At 59.2% G+C, this 14,800-nt stretch carries 13 protein-coding genes; 8 read left to right on the top strand and 5 right to left on the bottom strand.

Annotation, left to right across the window (positions count from 1 at the left end; all coding sequences use genetic code 11):
- The first annotated feature begins 4 nt into the window (after positions 1-4).
- From GXX82_01325 to GXX82_01350, 6 genes are all read left to right on the top strand, one after another.
- On the top strand, positions 5-2,326 hold the full coding sequence (locus GXX82_01325) for an amine oxidase (protein ID NLT21667.1): 2,322 nt from the start codon (positions 5-7) through the stop codon (positions 2,324-2,326).
- The gene (locus GXX82_01330) at positions 2,323-2,535 is read left to right on the top strand and encodes a hypothetical protein (protein NLT21668.1); all 213 of its coding nucleotides are present in this window, start codon (positions 2,323-2,325) and stop codon (positions 2,533-2,535) included. Before GXX82_01325 ends, GXX82_01330 begins: the two co-directional genes overlap by 4 nt.
- Before the next feature lie 167 nt (positions 2,536-2,702).
- Complete coding sequence (locus GXX82_01335) at positions 2,703-4,310, top strand: methyl-accepting chemotaxis protein (protein NLT21669.1); 1,608 nt, start codon at positions 2,703-2,705, stop codon at positions 4,308-4,310.
- Positions 4,311-4,541: 231 nt separating this feature from the next.
- Positions 4,542-5,957: an acetyl-CoA synthetase gene (locus tag GXX82_01340; protein NLT21670.1), complete on the top strand. Its 1,416-nt coding sequence runs from the start codon at positions 4,542-4,544 to the stop codon at positions 5,955-5,957.
- Positions 5,945-6,592 carry an acetyl-CoA synthetase gene (locus tag GXX82_01345; GenBank protein ID NLT21671.1) on the top strand — a complete coding sequence of 216 codons (648 nt, stop codon included), beginning with the start codon at positions 5,945-5,947 and terminating at the stop codon, positions 6,590-6,592. The genes GXX82_01340 and GXX82_01345 overlap by 13 nt, the downstream gene beginning before the upstream one ends.
- 99 nt (positions 6,593-6,691) lie before the next feature.
- Positions 6,692-8,485 carry a chloride channel protein gene (locus GXX82_01350; GenBank protein NLT21672.1) on the top strand — a complete coding sequence of 598 codons (1,794 nt, stop codon included), beginning with the start codon at positions 6,692-6,694 and terminating at the stop codon, positions 8,483-8,485.
- Between the two features lie 45 nt (positions 8,486-8,530).
- Here the strand turns inward: GXX82_01350 and GXX82_01355 are convergent, their stop codons facing one another.
- The gene (locus tag GXX82_01355; protein NLT21673.1) at positions 8,531-9,406 is read right to left on the bottom strand and encodes a DUF882 domain-containing protein; all 876 of its coding nucleotides are present in this window, start codon (positions 9,404-9,406) and stop codon (positions 8,531-8,533) included.
- 541 nt (positions 9,407-9,947) lie between these two features.
- Here GXX82_01355 and GXX82_01360 point away from each other — a divergent pair.
- Both GXX82_01360 and GXX82_01365 read left to right on the top strand, forming a co-directional pair.
- Entirely contained in the window at positions 9,948-10,541 is a 594-nt protein-coding gene (locus tag GXX82_01360; GenBank protein ID NLT21674.1) for a tetratricopeptide repeat protein, read from the top strand.
- Between the two features lie 172 nt (positions 10,542-10,713).
- Entirely contained in the window at positions 10,714-11,007 is a 294-nt protein-coding gene (locus GXX82_01365) for an antibiotic biosynthesis monooxygenase (GenBank protein NLT21675.1), read from the top strand.
- Positions 11,008-11,055: 48 nt separating this feature from the next.
- Here the strand turns inward: GXX82_01365 and GXX82_01370 are convergent, their stop codons facing one another.
- The 4 genes from GXX82_01370 to GXX82_01385 form a co-directional block, all read right to left on the bottom strand.
- On the bottom strand, positions 11,056-11,361 hold the full coding sequence (locus GXX82_01370; GenBank protein ID NLT21676.1) for a hypothetical protein: 306 nt from the start codon (positions 11,359-11,361) through the stop codon (positions 11,056-11,058).
- A gap of 72 nt (positions 11,362-11,433) precedes the next feature.
- Positions 11,434-12,615, bottom strand: coding sequence for an ATP-binding protein (locus tag GXX82_01375; protein ID NLT21677.1), 1,182 nt, complete (start codon positions 12,613-12,615; stop codon positions 11,434-11,436).
- Between the two features lie 50 nt (positions 12,616-12,665).
- Entirely contained in the window at positions 12,666-12,812 is a 147-nt protein-coding gene (locus GXX82_01380; GenBank protein NLT21678.1) for a hypothetical protein, read from the bottom strand.
- 99 nt (positions 12,813-12,911) lie between these two features.
- Positions 12,912-13,610, bottom strand: a complete 699-nt coding sequence (locus tag GXX82_01385; protein ID NLT21679.1) for a hypothetical protein — start codon at positions 13,608-13,610, stop codon at positions 12,912-12,914.
- Positions 13,611-14,800 lie beyond the last annotated feature (1,190 nt).

The raw sequence follows: 14,800 nt of genomic DNA on the forward strand, positions 1-14,800 counted from the left end.
AAAGGTGGACCAGCAAGAACTGCGTCAACGGGAAGAACAGTGCATTCAGGACGAGCCGCCGTGGTGTTCGGCGGCCTGTCCTCTGCACGTCGATGTCCGCGCCTTTGTCGGGTGCCTGGCACGGGAGGACGAAACGGGGGCGCTCAAGGTCCTTGAGAGGACCATGCCCCTGCCCGGCATCCTCGGTCGCGTCTGTGACGCTCCCTGCGAGGTGCCCTGCAAGCGGTCTTGCGCGGGAGAGGTCATACGCATCGGCGCCCTGGAACGCTTTTGCGTGTGCCGCCGGGGTTCGGCAGAGACTCAGAAGCTTTTCCTTCTGCCTCCCCGGGGCAAGCGAGTGGCCATAGGCGGCAGCGGCCTCAGCAGCCTCGCCGCCGCGTGGGACTGCCTGCGCAAGGGATACGGGGTCCGCGTCTTCGAACCGCGGGAGAGGCCGGGAGAGGCGCTGGCCCGTCGCTATCCGGACCTCCTCCCCTGGGAGGTCATCGATGAAGAGATAGCCTTCCTCGTGAAACTGGGTATGGAGATCGAGACGGGTGCCGCGACTGCGGAGAGGGATTTTCCGGAGAGGTGCCTCGAGGCCTTCAATGCCGTCTACCTGGGCCTCGACTCCCTGCACGACGGGGCCTGGGACCTCGAAAGGGATGACTCCGGAGGTATACGGGTCGAAGCGGGGACGCAAAGGACGAGCCGCGAGGGGGTCTTCGCGGGCGGGCTGCCCCGCGGGGGGCGGGTATCGCCCGTCTGGCAGGCGGCCGAAGGGCGCTTCGCCGCCAATTCCATGGACCGCTCCATGCAGGGAGTGTCTCTTACCGCGGGACGGGAAAAGGAAGGCCCGGTATCGACGCGCCTTTTCACCAGCATTGCCGGCGTCATACCCCTACCCGCCGTGAGGCCGGCGGACCCGTCGAAGGGATACTCCGGGGAGGAGGCCCTCCGCGAGGCCCGGCGGTGTCTCCAGTGCCAGTGCCTGGAATGTGTAAAGGTCTGTGTTTACCTGGAGCGGTTCGGCGCATATCCCAGGAAATACACGCGGGAGATCTACAACAACGAATCCATCGTGATAGGGGCGCACCAGGCAAACAGGCTCATCAACTCCTGCAGCCTCTGCGGGCTCTGCGAGGCTGTCTGCCCCGAGGGTTTCGCCATGCAGGACCTTTGCCGCGAGGCGCGCAGGGGCATGGTGGAAAGGGGTAAGATGCCCCCGTCGGCCCACGAGTTCGCCCTCGAGGACATGGCTTTCAGCTTGAGCGAACGGTTCATCCTGGCCCGGCATGAGCCGGGACATACCGCAAGCGCCCGGGCCTTCTTCCCCGGTTGCCAGCTTGCCGGCTCCCGCCCCGACAAGGTCATCGCGGTCTACGAGCACCTCCGTTCCCGGCTTGAGGGAGGGGTAGGACTCGTCCTGGGGTGCTGCGGGGCACCTGCCTTCTGGGCCGGCTCGGATGAGCGCCTTGCCGCGGGCCTCGAAGCCGTGAGAGGACAGTGGAACGCCCTCGGCAGGCCCCGGATGATCCTTGCCTGCTCGACATGCCTTCGGATGTTCAGGGACCACCTGCCGGAGGTCCCTGTCGTCTCCCTGTGGACGGTCATCGACGAGATGGAAGGACCCGTATCGCACGGGGTCCCCGACAAACCGTTCCTCATCGTCCACGATCCCTGCACCACGAGGTCCGAGCCGGGTATCCAGACGTCGGTGCGGCACATACTGGGCCGGCTGGGGGTGAGGGCCGGAGAGCTGGAACTCGGCCGGGAGAAGACGGAGTGCTGCGGGTTCGGGGGGCTCCAGTACAATGCCAACGCGGAGATAGCCCGCGAAACGGCGCGCGTGAGGGCCCACAGGAGCGACGCCGACTACCTGGCCTACTGCGCCATGTGCCGGGACAGACTGGCATCGGCGGGCAAGAGGGTCCTCCACCTCCTGGACCTTCTCTTTCCGGACCCGCGGGTGTCCGATCCGGCGGCCCTCGAGGACCCCGGCTGGTCCGAGCGGCAGGAAAGGCGCTCACTGCTCAAGGAGGGTCTCCTCCAGGACCTCTGGTCCGGGAAGCCATCGAAGGCCGAAGAGCACCGGAGGATCAAGTTGGAGATGCGGCCCGGGGTGCGGACCCTCCTGGAGGAGCGGCGTATTCTCGATGAAGACCTGCAGCGGGTCATTCATCATGCCGAGACGAGCGGGAAGAAGTTCCGCCATCCCGGGACGGGCCGCTTCAAAGCCTCCTTCAGACCGCGCGCGGTCACCTTCTGGGTGGAGTATGACAGGACCGCCGAAGGGTTCATTGTCCACAGCGCCTACAGTCATCGCATGGAAGTGACGGTCTTATGAGCGGTGAAGAAACAGGACAGGATGAATTGAAATGGCAGTGCGAGCGATGCCGGCGGGACCTGGTGACGGGACCCGTCACCGTCACCTACATGGGAAATCGTTTCACCACCGATCTGCCCCACTGCCCCTCTTGCGGGATGGTCCTTGTCTCCGAGGAGATCGCCCTCGGCAAGATGGCGCAGGTGGAACAGATGCTGGAAGACAAGTGACACCGACAAGACAGAAGGCGACGGTCCTTTAAGTATTCGGATTGCCCGCCGAAAATATCCTAGTACGACGCGCAACCATCTCTGAGACTTCATAGGGTCGTACGAAAGGGCTTCTGCTCGGCAGGATGGGTGTGCGCACCGATTACCGACGAGGAGGAACCTTCAGGATGAGACTGCATGATCTGAAAATAGGCAAACGGCTGGCGATCGGATATGCCATTCTGTTTTGCATCATCGCGGCGCTGTGCGTCATCAGCTTCAACAATCTGACCAACACGGACAGACGTGTGGACGAGATCACCGATGTCAGTTTCCGGAAGGCGACACTCGCCAGTTCCGTGCTCGCGAACCTTCTGGTCATCAACAAGGACCAGGCAAAAGCTGTCTACACCAGGGACAGGTCAGCCCTTGAAGGGTCCGGGGAGAGGAGAAAAGCCTACCAGGCGGACCTTGAGAAACTCGAGAAGATGGAAACGAGCAAAGAGGGCAAGGACATCATCGCCCGGTACAGGGCTGGTGCCGCCGAGGCCCGGGAGATCAACGGGAAGATGAACAAGGCCATCGATGAGGGCAATTGGGACGAGGCTCTCAAGTTCATGAAGATGAAGGCCGACCCGCCTCCCTATATGAAGACCGTCGATGAGCTTATCAGATTCCAGGTGGATGGCGTGCAGAAGAAGTACAGGGAGATCCGCGACGCGAACAGGAACCTTAAGTTCGTCCTCATCATCGCGGGGGTCATCGGCCTTGCCCTGTGCGTTTTCGTCAGCATCGTCACCACGAGGAGCATCACCAGTCCCATCCGGAAGAACATCGAGACGGCAAAGACCCTTGCGGACGGCAACCTGGCGGTGGAGGTGGCGTCGGGCCGCGGCGACGAATTCGGCGATGAGGCTGAGGCATTCAGGACCATGGTCGACAAGTGGCAGAGGCTCATCTCGGGTGTGAAGGGTTCGGCCGCGAGTGTTGCCTCCGCGAGCCACCAGCTGAGCGCAAGCGCCGAGCAGCTGGCGAGAGGCGCCGCGGCCCAGGTCGAGCGGACCATCCAGGTCTCGACGGCGTCGGAAGAGATGTCGCAGGCATCTCTCGATATAGCGAAGAGCACATCCAACATCTCCGATTCCGCGAAGGAAATGCTTTCCACTGCCGAGAAGGGGAGCACCATTGTCAACAGGTCCGTTTACGAGGTGAGGGAGATAGCGGAAACGGTAAAGAAGTCCTCGGAGTTCGTGAAGGCCCTCGGGGACCAGTCCGAGGAGATCGGGAAGATCATAAACGTCATCAACGACATAGCGGACCAGACCAACCTTCTCGCCCTCAACGCTGCCATAGAGGCCGCGCGGGCGGGCGAGGCGGGCCGGGGTTTCGCGGTCGTAGCCGACGAGGTCAAGAAGCTTGCCGAGAGAACGAGCAAGTCCACCCAGGAGATAGCCGGGATGGTGACGTCCATAAAGCAGGGTGTGGACGGGGCCGTCGGGTCCATGGGAGAGGTCACGGAGAAGGTGGCGACCGGTGTCGAGCTCTCCAATGAGGCGGGTACGGCGCTCAATGAGATAGTGGGAAGCGCCTCCAACCTCCAGTCCATGCTCCACCAGATAGCGGCCGCCATCGAGGAAATGAACTCGACGACCGCCGAGATCGCGAAGGATATCGAACAGGTGGCGCTGGTCACCAAGGAATCCTCCGGCACCGCGGAGCAGGTGACCCAGGCCGCCCTCGAGCTCTCCACGCTTTCCGTTTCGCTGGAGGGTGCGGTATCGGAGTTCAAGGTGTGAAGGGACTGAAAGCGTAGGGACCTGTCTCACGCCCCTTCGTCGCCTTCGCTCCTCACGTGAGCCCGCGGAGGATGGAAAGAGAAAAGACCGCCCCGTGTTCCCGGCACCCGCCGGGAGCGCGGGGCATTTTCGTCCTGACCTCCCCGGATATGCCCGGGACGGGTTGTTTTTTCTTTGGCGGCATGCTAGAGAATAGTGGGGATCACATTCGATCTGTTAACGGGGGGTTGCATGATGAATGAGAAGCTTTCCCGGCTCTTTTCTCCCGGCTCCGTTGCGGTCATCGGGGCCTCCAACAGTTTCGACAAGCTTGGCTACCACGTGATGAAAAGCCTTGTCGGCAATTACCGGGGGAGGATCTTCCCGGTAAATCCGAAGGGCGGGAAGGTCTGGGATATCTCATCCTACCCTTCCCTGGAGTCGATACCCGGCGATGTGGACCTCGCGGTCATCGCCGTGCCGGCGGGTATGGTGGCCGGGACGCTGCACGCCTGCGGGCGCAAGAATGTGAGCGGCGTGGTGCTCATCACGGCGGGTTTCAAGGAGATCGAAGACCCCGGCGGCGCTTCCCTCGAGGGAGAGATAAGGGACATCGCCGGGCAGTACGGTCTGCCGATCATCGGGCCCAACACCTTCGGTTTTGTCAACCTGAGCTCCTCGGTGAACGCGTCATTCACCTCGGAGTTTTCCAGAATAGAGAAAGGGGGCGTCGCGCTCGTCAGCCAGAGCGGGGGCATCTGCCACCTCTGCGGTTTTCTGGCCATCGAACAGAGGGTGGCCATGTCGAAACTCATGAGCCTCGGCAACCGGTGCAACGTTGATTTCCCGGAGCTCCTGACGTACCTGGTCGACCATGACGACTCCACGAAGGTGATCGCCCTGTACATAGAAGGTCTTGACGAGCCAAGGAAGCTTCTCGATGCCGCGAGGGCGCTTCAGGGGAGGAAGCCCATCGTAGCCCTGAAGGCGGGCAAGAGCGAAAAGGGCGATAGTGCGAGCCGCTTCCATACCGGATCGCTCGCCGGCAGCCACGCTATCTGGAAAGGCGCCCTGCGCCAGGCTGGTATCCTGGAGGTCGCCACGGCGGAAGAACTCCTCGATACGGCAAAGGCCATAGACTCGTGTCCCCTTCCACGGGGAGGGCGTGTTGCCGTCCTCTCGGGTCAGGCGGGTCCCGGGATGATCGCCTCCGATGCCCTCGAGCCTTGCGGGCTCACCCTGTCACGTTTCTCGGAAGAGACCCAGCGGAGGATCAATGACCTCCTGCCTCCCATCGCCATCCGCACGAATCCCGTGGACATGGGACCTGCGTGGTATAATCCGCGGAACATCATTGAGATACTGAGGGCGGTCCTCGATGACGAAGGGACGGACGGTGTCATCTTCCTCGCCATGTACGCGTCGGCAAACCTGAGGCTGGCGGACGGAATGGTCGAGCACATGAAGACGGCCGATCCCTTCGGGAAGCCTGTCATTGCCTGTTTCACCGCTCCTCCCGGCATATGGGACGGACCGATAGGCGCCCTCGACAGGAAAAAGGGGATTGCGATCCTTCCGACGCCTGAGCGGGCCGCGCGGGCCATGGCCAACCTGTGGAGGGTGAACGCGCTGGTAAACGGGAAAGGAGTGAAGACATGGGATCATTGATGCTTTCCGTGGATGCCGTCACGTTCCTTGAGAAGGAAGGGTTCCCCGTCCTCAGGAGCCTTCTGGCGGCAACCGAGGACGAGGCCGCCGCGCGGGCGGCGGAAATAGGTTTTCCGGTCACGCTCAAGCTCTCGTCACCGGACGTGATACACAAGACGGAGGCCGATGGCATACGGGTGGCCTTGAGGGATGCCGCCGAAGTAAGGCAGGCTTTCAGGGAGATCGTCGGGTCCTTCACCACGGGCAACCCCGGTAAGGGACTCGACGGGGTAATGGTGCAGGAGCAGGGCTCCGGCGCCGAGGTGATCGTGGGGATGCTCACCGACGCGCAGTTCGGCCCCGTTCTCATGTGCGGGCTGGGAGGCATCTTCGTGGAAGCGATGAAGGACGTGACCTTCAGGCTCGTTCCGATAGAGCGCCGTGACGCAAGGGAGATGCTGGAAGAGCTGAAGGGGTACGGAGCGCTCAGGAATCCCCGAAAAGGCCCCATCGACCTTGCGGAGGTCGAGGACTTCCTGCTCGGGGTCTCCGCTTTTCTCAGAGACCATCCGGAGGTCCGTGAGATGGACCTCAACCCCGTGTTCATCTCCACCCGGGGCGTCAGGATCTGCGACGCCAGGATAAAAACAGGTTGACGGCGCTTTTTCGCCTGCGCTATCCTGTTATACTGCGGGTGTGTGGCAGGCGGGCGAACCGATGGCCGCATACCCTTCCACAACACTCACGGTACTGTAATGCCCATGATAGTCAGGATCCCAGAACCATTCACCCCGCGGCGCATCAAACGTATCTGGACGGGTACCCTGCTGGGGATCGCGGTGGGCATCGTGTCGGGTCTGGGCGGGATCGTATTCAACTGGGCGATCAAGACGGGTACGAATTTCTTCACCCATGACCTTGTCCTGTACCTCACGCCGGGCCGCCTCCCGGACCTCACCTTTCTCGGTTTCCCTTTCAGTCGATGGATGATGCTCTGGATCCCCGCTCTCGGGGGACTCATCTCGGGCTTTATCGTGTTCCGCTTTGCCCCGGAGGCGGAGGGACACGGCACGGATGCGATGATCGACAGTTTCCACAGGAAAAAGGGCTTTGTGCGCAAGCGTGTGCCGGCCATCAAGACCGTGGCCTCGGCCATCACGATAGCATCGGGAGGATCGGCAGGCAAGGAAGGGCCCATCGCGCAGATCGGGTCGGGGTTCGGGTCCATACTCGCGTCCTTTCTCAAGCTCAGTGACAGGGAGCGGCGGATCCTGCTCCTTGCCGGGGCAGCGGGCGGGATAGGGGCCATATTCAAGGCGCCCCTGGGCGCAGCCCTTTTTGCCGCCGAGGTCCTTTACAGCAGCGCCGATTTCGAATTCGAGGCGATCATCCCCTGCATCCTGTCCTCTGTTGTGGGGTTCATGGTCTTCACGCTCTACGACGGGACGGCGACGATCTTTCAGATCCCCGCCTTCGCGCTGGCAACCCCCGGGCAGTTGCCGTTCTATGCCGGACTGGGGCTCCTGTGCGCCTTTGTGGGGTATCTCTACGTCAATACGTTCTACGGCACGAGAGACCGGTTCTTCAGGCGCCTTGAAATGCCGAAGTGGCTGAAGCCCGCCCTGGGGGGGCTCATGCTCGGCGTGCTCGCTTTCTTCCTGCCGGGCGTGCTCGCGGGAGGCTATCAATGGGTCCAGTCGGCCATCGACGGGCAGCTTGCCCTTGGACTGATGGCCGCCCTCGTGTTTGGCAAGATCGCGGCCACCACTCTCACCATCAGTTCCGGGGGGAGCGGTGGCGTCTTCGCCCCGTCCCTTTTCATCGGTTCCATGCTCGGAGGTTTTTACGGGAATCTCTGCGGAAGGATATTCCCGGAGATCGTGACCCAACCGGCAGCCTTTGTCCTCGTCGGCATGGGGGGCTTCTTCGCCGGGGTGGCGAAAACCCCCATTGCGGCGCTCATAATGGTCGCCGAGATGACGGGAGGCTACAGCCTCATTCTCCCCATGATGATCGTTTCCGCCCTCGCGTACCTTCTTCTCGGGAAGACGACCCTCTACGAGAAGCAGGTGATGACGCGCGTCGATTCACCCGCTCACGTGGGGGATTACTCCGTGGACATCATGGACCACCTCCTGGTGCGGGACGCGGTGGTGCCGGGCAGAAAGGTCGAGACCATCCCCGAAGAGATGGGTTTCGAGGACATGGTCGATCTCATGGGGGATTCCTATCAGCAGGATTTCCCCGTGGTGGACAGGAACGGCAATCTTTCGGGGATCATATCCATGACCGATCTTCGCACGGCCATGGCGGACACCTCCCTCCACCGCCTCCTGGTGGCGCGGGACATAGCCGTGACGGGGGTGACGGCGATTACCCCGGAGGACTCCCTGAACACGGCCCTGCAGCTCATGGCTGACATGGATGTCCGGGAGCTTCCCGTGGTGGAGAGGGAAAACCCGGGCAAGATCGTGTCAATGGTCAGCAGAAGGGACATCACCCGTGCGTACCACAACGAAATGGAACGAAGAAGCACCCGCAGGGCATAAGGGGCAGGGGATGCGGCCCGGGTTTGCGAGGGGGGCAGACGAATGTTACCGGGGCCCCTTCTTTTCTTGAGCTCCTGAACTCTGAAACTCTTGAACCGTCTTTTCATCTTTGACGATCTCTATTTCATTCGATATGGTCGATGTCGGCATCTGTTCGAAAGGTCTCTGGCAGAAATCGAAGCGGACCCTGTATCGGCCCGGTGCCAGGCCCGCGGGGAGGGTTGCGTGGATGGATCGCGACGCGTTCCGGTCCTTTATCATAACGCACTCTTCCCCGTCCCGCCCTTCGACCGTCAGCGCCGTCGTGCCGTTCTTCCCGTCACCGTCCTTGAGCAGCCCGGCGGTCTTCCGGACCCCGAAGGCGAGATCACTCAATGATGTGAGGAAGAAGCGGACCCTTTCCCCCTGCCTGTAGCGGTCGTATTCCGCCGAGAGATAGAGCTTGCGGTTGAATTCGCTCTCCTTTGTGCCCGTCTTCGACGTCGCCGCTTCCCAGAAGCGGGGCCTTCCGGAATCGAAATGGATGTATTTGCCTCCATAATGACCGACGCCGCAGCAGTTTTCCCTGCGGATCATCTCCCAGAGGACCTTGCCGTCAACCCCGTCCAGGTAGAAGTCAAGCGCCATGCCGTCCATGTGGGTGCTCGTCCTCGCCACGTTGCCGCCGGACTTCTTCAATTTCAGGTTATAGGCGGGGCTTCTGTACCCGGAAATGAGGTGGATCGTCTCGCCCGGGGCGATCCTGTCGGTGAAATAGTCGAGCAGGACGAGAAGTCTCAGGGAAATATGCTCTCCCCTCCGGCTGCCGGCAAAACCGAAGACCCTGTCGATGGCATCGAGAGCGTTTTCATTGAACCCGCCATCGGCATCAAAAAGGTTCACCGTCGCCTCCCGCCCGTTGTGCTCGTTCCGTATGCTCATCTTTCCGTCCCCCATCCGGAAGAAGCGGACAGGGTCGGACGATGACATACCCGGGCAGGGGAAGAGTATGAGCAATGAAACGGCGATCAACAGAGACCGGTTCAACAGTGAAAGGCGCGAAGCTGCCATGTCGGACAAAATCATGGAGAATTATAATAGGTTACCAGGGGATATGCAACCCAAAGGCTGTTCAAGGGATAACAAATGTTCCAGGTTCCCGGTTCCAGGTTCCAGGTTTCACGGAACAGACAGTTGCGGGTTCCGGTTGCGTAGTGCGAGTCAAAGCCAAAAGAGTGCAGTTCTGACCCGATCGGTTGCACTGGTCAATAATTGTGTTGACAGGCGCCCGGTACGGAGTTTGTCTTTTTCCTGGAACCTGAAACGTGGAACCTGGAACCGCTTTCCGGTTTTGCCTCTTGCAATAAGTCGGCAATTCATGGACAATGGAGAGAAATCTGGGGCATGAGCAGGGTTCCCGAAGATTCATTTGCCTGCCAGGGAACATCTCAGTCCCAAGACACCCTGGAAGGAGTGCCCGAATATGAGAAAGAGATACATCATCCTTGTCGTTCTTGCGTTTCTCGTGTGCCTTGCCCCGGCGGTTCGGTCTGCGGATGAAAAGGTACAGGACGCTTCCTTCTGGAGGACTGAAGGCGACAAGTATGTCCAGATGCGGGAATACGACAAAGCGGTCGAATGCTATAAGAAGTCCCATGCTATGGACCCCCTGCATGCCCGGACCGTTTTTCGCATAGCGTTCTCCTATGATGCGCAGGGAAAATTCGGTGAGTCCCCGCCTTATCTTGACAAGGCGCTGGAACTTGTCAAGTCGGGGAAGGACAGTTCAAAGCTTCCCATCGGCGACATTTACGCGGAGAAAGGCTACATATTGACATTGACGGGAAAGTACAGGGACGCCTTGCCTGTCTACGACCTTGCCATCGAGAGCGATCCGAAATGGTCCTATCCGGTATTCTGGAAAGCCTACGCGCACTTCAAACTGAATGATTACGGAAAGGCCCTTGAGCTGTGCAACAAGGTGCTTCAGATGGAACCGAACCACAAAGATGCCCTGAAGCTCAAAGGGATGATAGAGCAGCAGCAACCAGCACCGCCGTCATCACCGAAGAAATAGGGGCTGGAGCCACGCTTCGGACTACGCCCGGGGAGAGACGGTTTAAAGTTTCAGGTTCCAGGTTAAGGACAAAGAAAAGAAGCCGGCGGCATCCCGCCACGCAGCATTTGATAATAGTCCGACGTCATGCTATAAACTTCACCTCATCCATACAGAAAGAGGAGGTATTGGAATGGTCACACTTATCGCCAGGCTGCCGATCGTGGAAGGAAAGATGGATGAAGCGTTGGCGGCGTTCAAGGCATTGATGTCTGAAGTAGCCAAGGAAGGAGGTACGGTCCTGTATTCTCTCAACGTGGAGAAGGCCAACCCGAACACCCTCGTCGTGGTCGAGCAATACAAGGACAAGGAGTCTCTGAAGTTCCACTCGTCGACGCCCTACCTGAAAGAGTTCTTTGAAAAGAGCGCTTCATTCACCAGAGGAAAGTCGGACGTCGCCATTATGGAAGAGATAGACAGGGTTTGAGAGCCTGCGGGTTTTCCCGACGCAGTGTCACCCCGTCTGCCGCCCCGGCTACTCCATGATCGTTCCTTTGCCCGTCTTCTGGTATTCGAGGACAACATGCTCGGCGAAGGCCGTTCTCGCCTGGGAATTGGGTATGAATCCCCGCGATCTGCACCAATCGAGAAACGTTTCCGGATCGAAGTCCGCGCGGATGGCTATATTGCCGGCTCGCCTGATCTCTTCGAGCTCCCTCCTGACGAGGGTCTTCCAATCTTCAAAGGTGTCGGGCATGTCCTTCGAATCGGTAAACATCTCCCGCGCCCTGCGGTAGGCAGACTCATCCTTGAAGAACACAATACCTACGATATAGCTCAATGTGCCACCTCCTTCACTATTCTTGCAGACGGGAACCGTCACGAGGACCCGTACCGCACACAGGAGCATCCTCTAGCCGTCCCGGTCCGTCCCCTGCCCGTTCACATCACTGACAACAACCCCTGACAGACGATTCAGCCAGAGACTGAATAAGGGATCGACGATGCGGAACGTCCCTTGAGCGTCCTTTTCGATATAGTCGAGACCGGTCAGCTTCCCCAGGGCCCCCTGGACACCTCCGATGGAACCGAGGTTGTGACGCGTCATGTACTCCGTGGAATAAGGGCTGGCGGTAGGCTCTTTCGCTATGGCGGTGAGAAGCCTTATCTGCATGGGGGCGATCGTCTGGAGATAGGATTCATAGACAGGCTTCTGCTCGCCATGGACCTCCTCGATGCCCTTCGCCAGGTCTTCGCGGGTGATCGTGCCGCCTTCCGTCAGTTCCCGGATGGCATAGGGGATCTTCTGGATGTAGTAGGGGTATCCACCTACAAGGTCATAGATCCTCGCGGCGATATCCTCCGGGCAGGTCTTTCCGTCGGTCCGGAACCTTTCCATGACAAATTGCACCGCCTCCGCCTTCGGCAGGGGGCCAAGTTCGTAGTTGATCGCGCTTTTGTAGAACGGGCGTTTGCTGAGATTGAAGATATCCATCAGGATCCGGCGCCGGCTTCCCACGAAGAAGTAGGAGACGTTGGAATGCCCCTGAATGTGGGAGCGCATCGCCCCTTCTATCTTCAGGGAATCAGGCAGCTGCGTGATCTCCTGGAACTCATCGAAGACCACATGGAAACCCTCCTCGTGCCCTTCGGTGAACTTCCCGAACTGGGAAAGCGTCTCCTCGAGAAGGTCCGTGCCCCGGGAGCGAACCAGCGGCTCGGCTGTGATGATAAAGCCCGGATCCGGATCGGGTCTCACGGTGATGACCGGCCGCCAGGAAGACAGAACGCGGGAGACCTTTGTGAGAAGGGACATCTCTCTGGCGTAATGGGAATACAAAGCCCCGGCAAGCTTCTGTGCCGCCGTCTCCACGGAGTCCACCCCGAAGAAGTCGATATATATCGTGATGGCACCCTTGCCGGTGAGACGGGACTGCACCCGTCTGACCAGCGACGTCTTGCCGTACCTCCTGGGAGAATAAAGGACCACATCGGCCCGGTTGACGGCGTGTGATTCGAGTTCCTTCAGTTCCTTTTCCCGGTCGCAAAACGGCGCCGTGACCGGCAACTCCGTCGCGTAAAAGGGATTTCTCACAACCCTTCTCCTTATTACTCCATCGTAGTTACTACACTATAGTAACTCTCTTATAGTATGTCAAGAAAGATCAGTTGCCCCGCTTTTTTTGATATCGGCATTGCAGGAGAGAACTCACCTTCGATGGCCCTGGTCATCCAGTCAATATCGCCGGCAGACATATCAAGTTCCGGCGTTCGGACCACCTTGACCGTCATCGGTGTGTTCTCCCCTGTATCTTCCTGCCGCCTCCTCAGCCCGCGGGCCCTTTCAAGTCTGCCGTATGGCCTCGGGCACTCGTTGCGTTCCCTGTGTCATCAGTCCGCCTTCTCGATCTCCCATCCGTTGGCATCGCACCAGGCCTTCGCTGCTGCGTACCAGAACTCGTTGTACGGCGTGATCTCAGTGACTGGAGTTATTACCTTTGGCCTGACGTAAACAGCCTTCATGTTGAAAACGCCGAGCGTTGACAGGGAGATAGTCCTTATTAGAGGGATGTGCCCGCAAAGGACGGTGACGTACTTGCTATAGATCGTGGGGCCGTCAGTATATTCGGTCAAAACCAACCAGTGGTTCAGGTCGTAGGACAGTATCAGGACCGGACGCCCCGCATTCAGTTCGGACTTGATATCCGCCCATTTCACCGTGGATCTGGTCAGAACCACCTCCGCCTCATATCCTTTGTCTGCAAAGTATCTTGCAAGTCCGCTTCTCATGGTGTCGGGGTACGTATAAGTCCCGGTGTAGCCGCTGTAGACGAGCATTGTCCGGAACAGTTCATACATCGCGGCCGACGTGTCCGGGATCTCCCCTGAGGGTTGCCCGTTCATCAGATTGGGGTATCCGTTCCGGGCCCAGTAGGCGACAAGCTCCGTCGCAACCGTGGGTCCGCAGATGTACCTGTAACCCAGTGTGGCGGTGAAGATGTCCTGATCGATTGCCGGGACATCCAGAGCCGCGTTCCCGACCGTTACCATCGCCAATGCTATGGCAATCGCGAGCAATACACTCTTCATGATCGCTTTGCCTCCCTGATGTTGCTTCTTGTCCCTGGATGTTCTCCACCGGAACAAAACGGGGACGCTTCCGTTGTGCCAATAGCGTGTGTGCTATCCTGTTTGTCTTCTGTGATACGTTCTTGACGGCATGTATGTGTCAGCCTGGTTGTCTTTCCCGGGACTCCGTAGCCTTCAAGCGTGACCTGGCAACACGAACGAGAACAAGCAGAAGGAAAAGATCTGCAACTGGACGGGTTTCCGTTGTGCGCTGTCGTTCCCTTGCCTCGTTTCCGTTTTTCACATCCAACTTGCGGACCTTCGAGGAGACGGGCAGACGTTCTCCCACGAAACTTCATCATGGCCCGCGTTCCGAGAAGGCGGCGTTCGATCGCTTCCGGTCGTGTACGGGTATACCTCACGCCATTATTCTTATTTTGTCGCTGATCGGTCCCTACAAGATCTAAATGGTGGTCGTGCTTCTGTGCCTCACCGGGCCTGAACGAAAATGACACTGCGGCTGGATACTGGGAAATTCCTGCAACCGAAGGTTCCTGGAGGGTAAAGCCATATTGAGAAGGTGCTGCTGCGATAGCTGTCATCAATGCCGCAATAACGATGAGCGACAGGCCTGCTGCATAACGCATTCCTTTCCCCTTCGGTGGAGTGCTCGTTTCCGAAACCTCCATCTTCTCAACGCCAGACAACAATCTCGATGATCTCTTCGTAATCTCTGCGATGGTATTTGTTATCCCGGGGAAGAGATGACGGGCAAAGCGCGTTTGTTCTCCCTGATGGCTGCAACACCAACCGGCGCGGAGATGCTTGCTCAAGCAAAGCAACCGGAGCCTCCCGCGCAACGCGCAAAGATCCTTATGTCTTATCCGCTTTCCTATGGATCCAAATACTCACTGCGCCCGACTGATACTGCCCCTGATGCGCTCGATTGGATATAATTGAAGGACGGATACCGTTGACCCGTCTCTGTGGTGGCAAAACCAGATGAAGAGTTCTTCGTGACTGTCCTTATGCTATCAAGGTATCATGGACGGTATAGCACCTAATTCTCTTGCTGTCAAGGGGGCCACAAACCGGCAAGCACAAGCCGGTAAGACCGCTCCAGAGTTCAAGGGCCAGAGATGAAGAAGGGGATTACGGGGTGCTGACCGGAATGGACAGGTTTCGCTCGGGCCGTGCCTGTCAATGTCGTC

Source organism: Syntrophorhabdus sp., from assembly GCA_012719415.1.
Lineage (GTDB): Bacteria > Desulfobacterota > Syntrophorhabdia > Syntrophorhabdales > Syntrophorhabdaceae > Delta-02.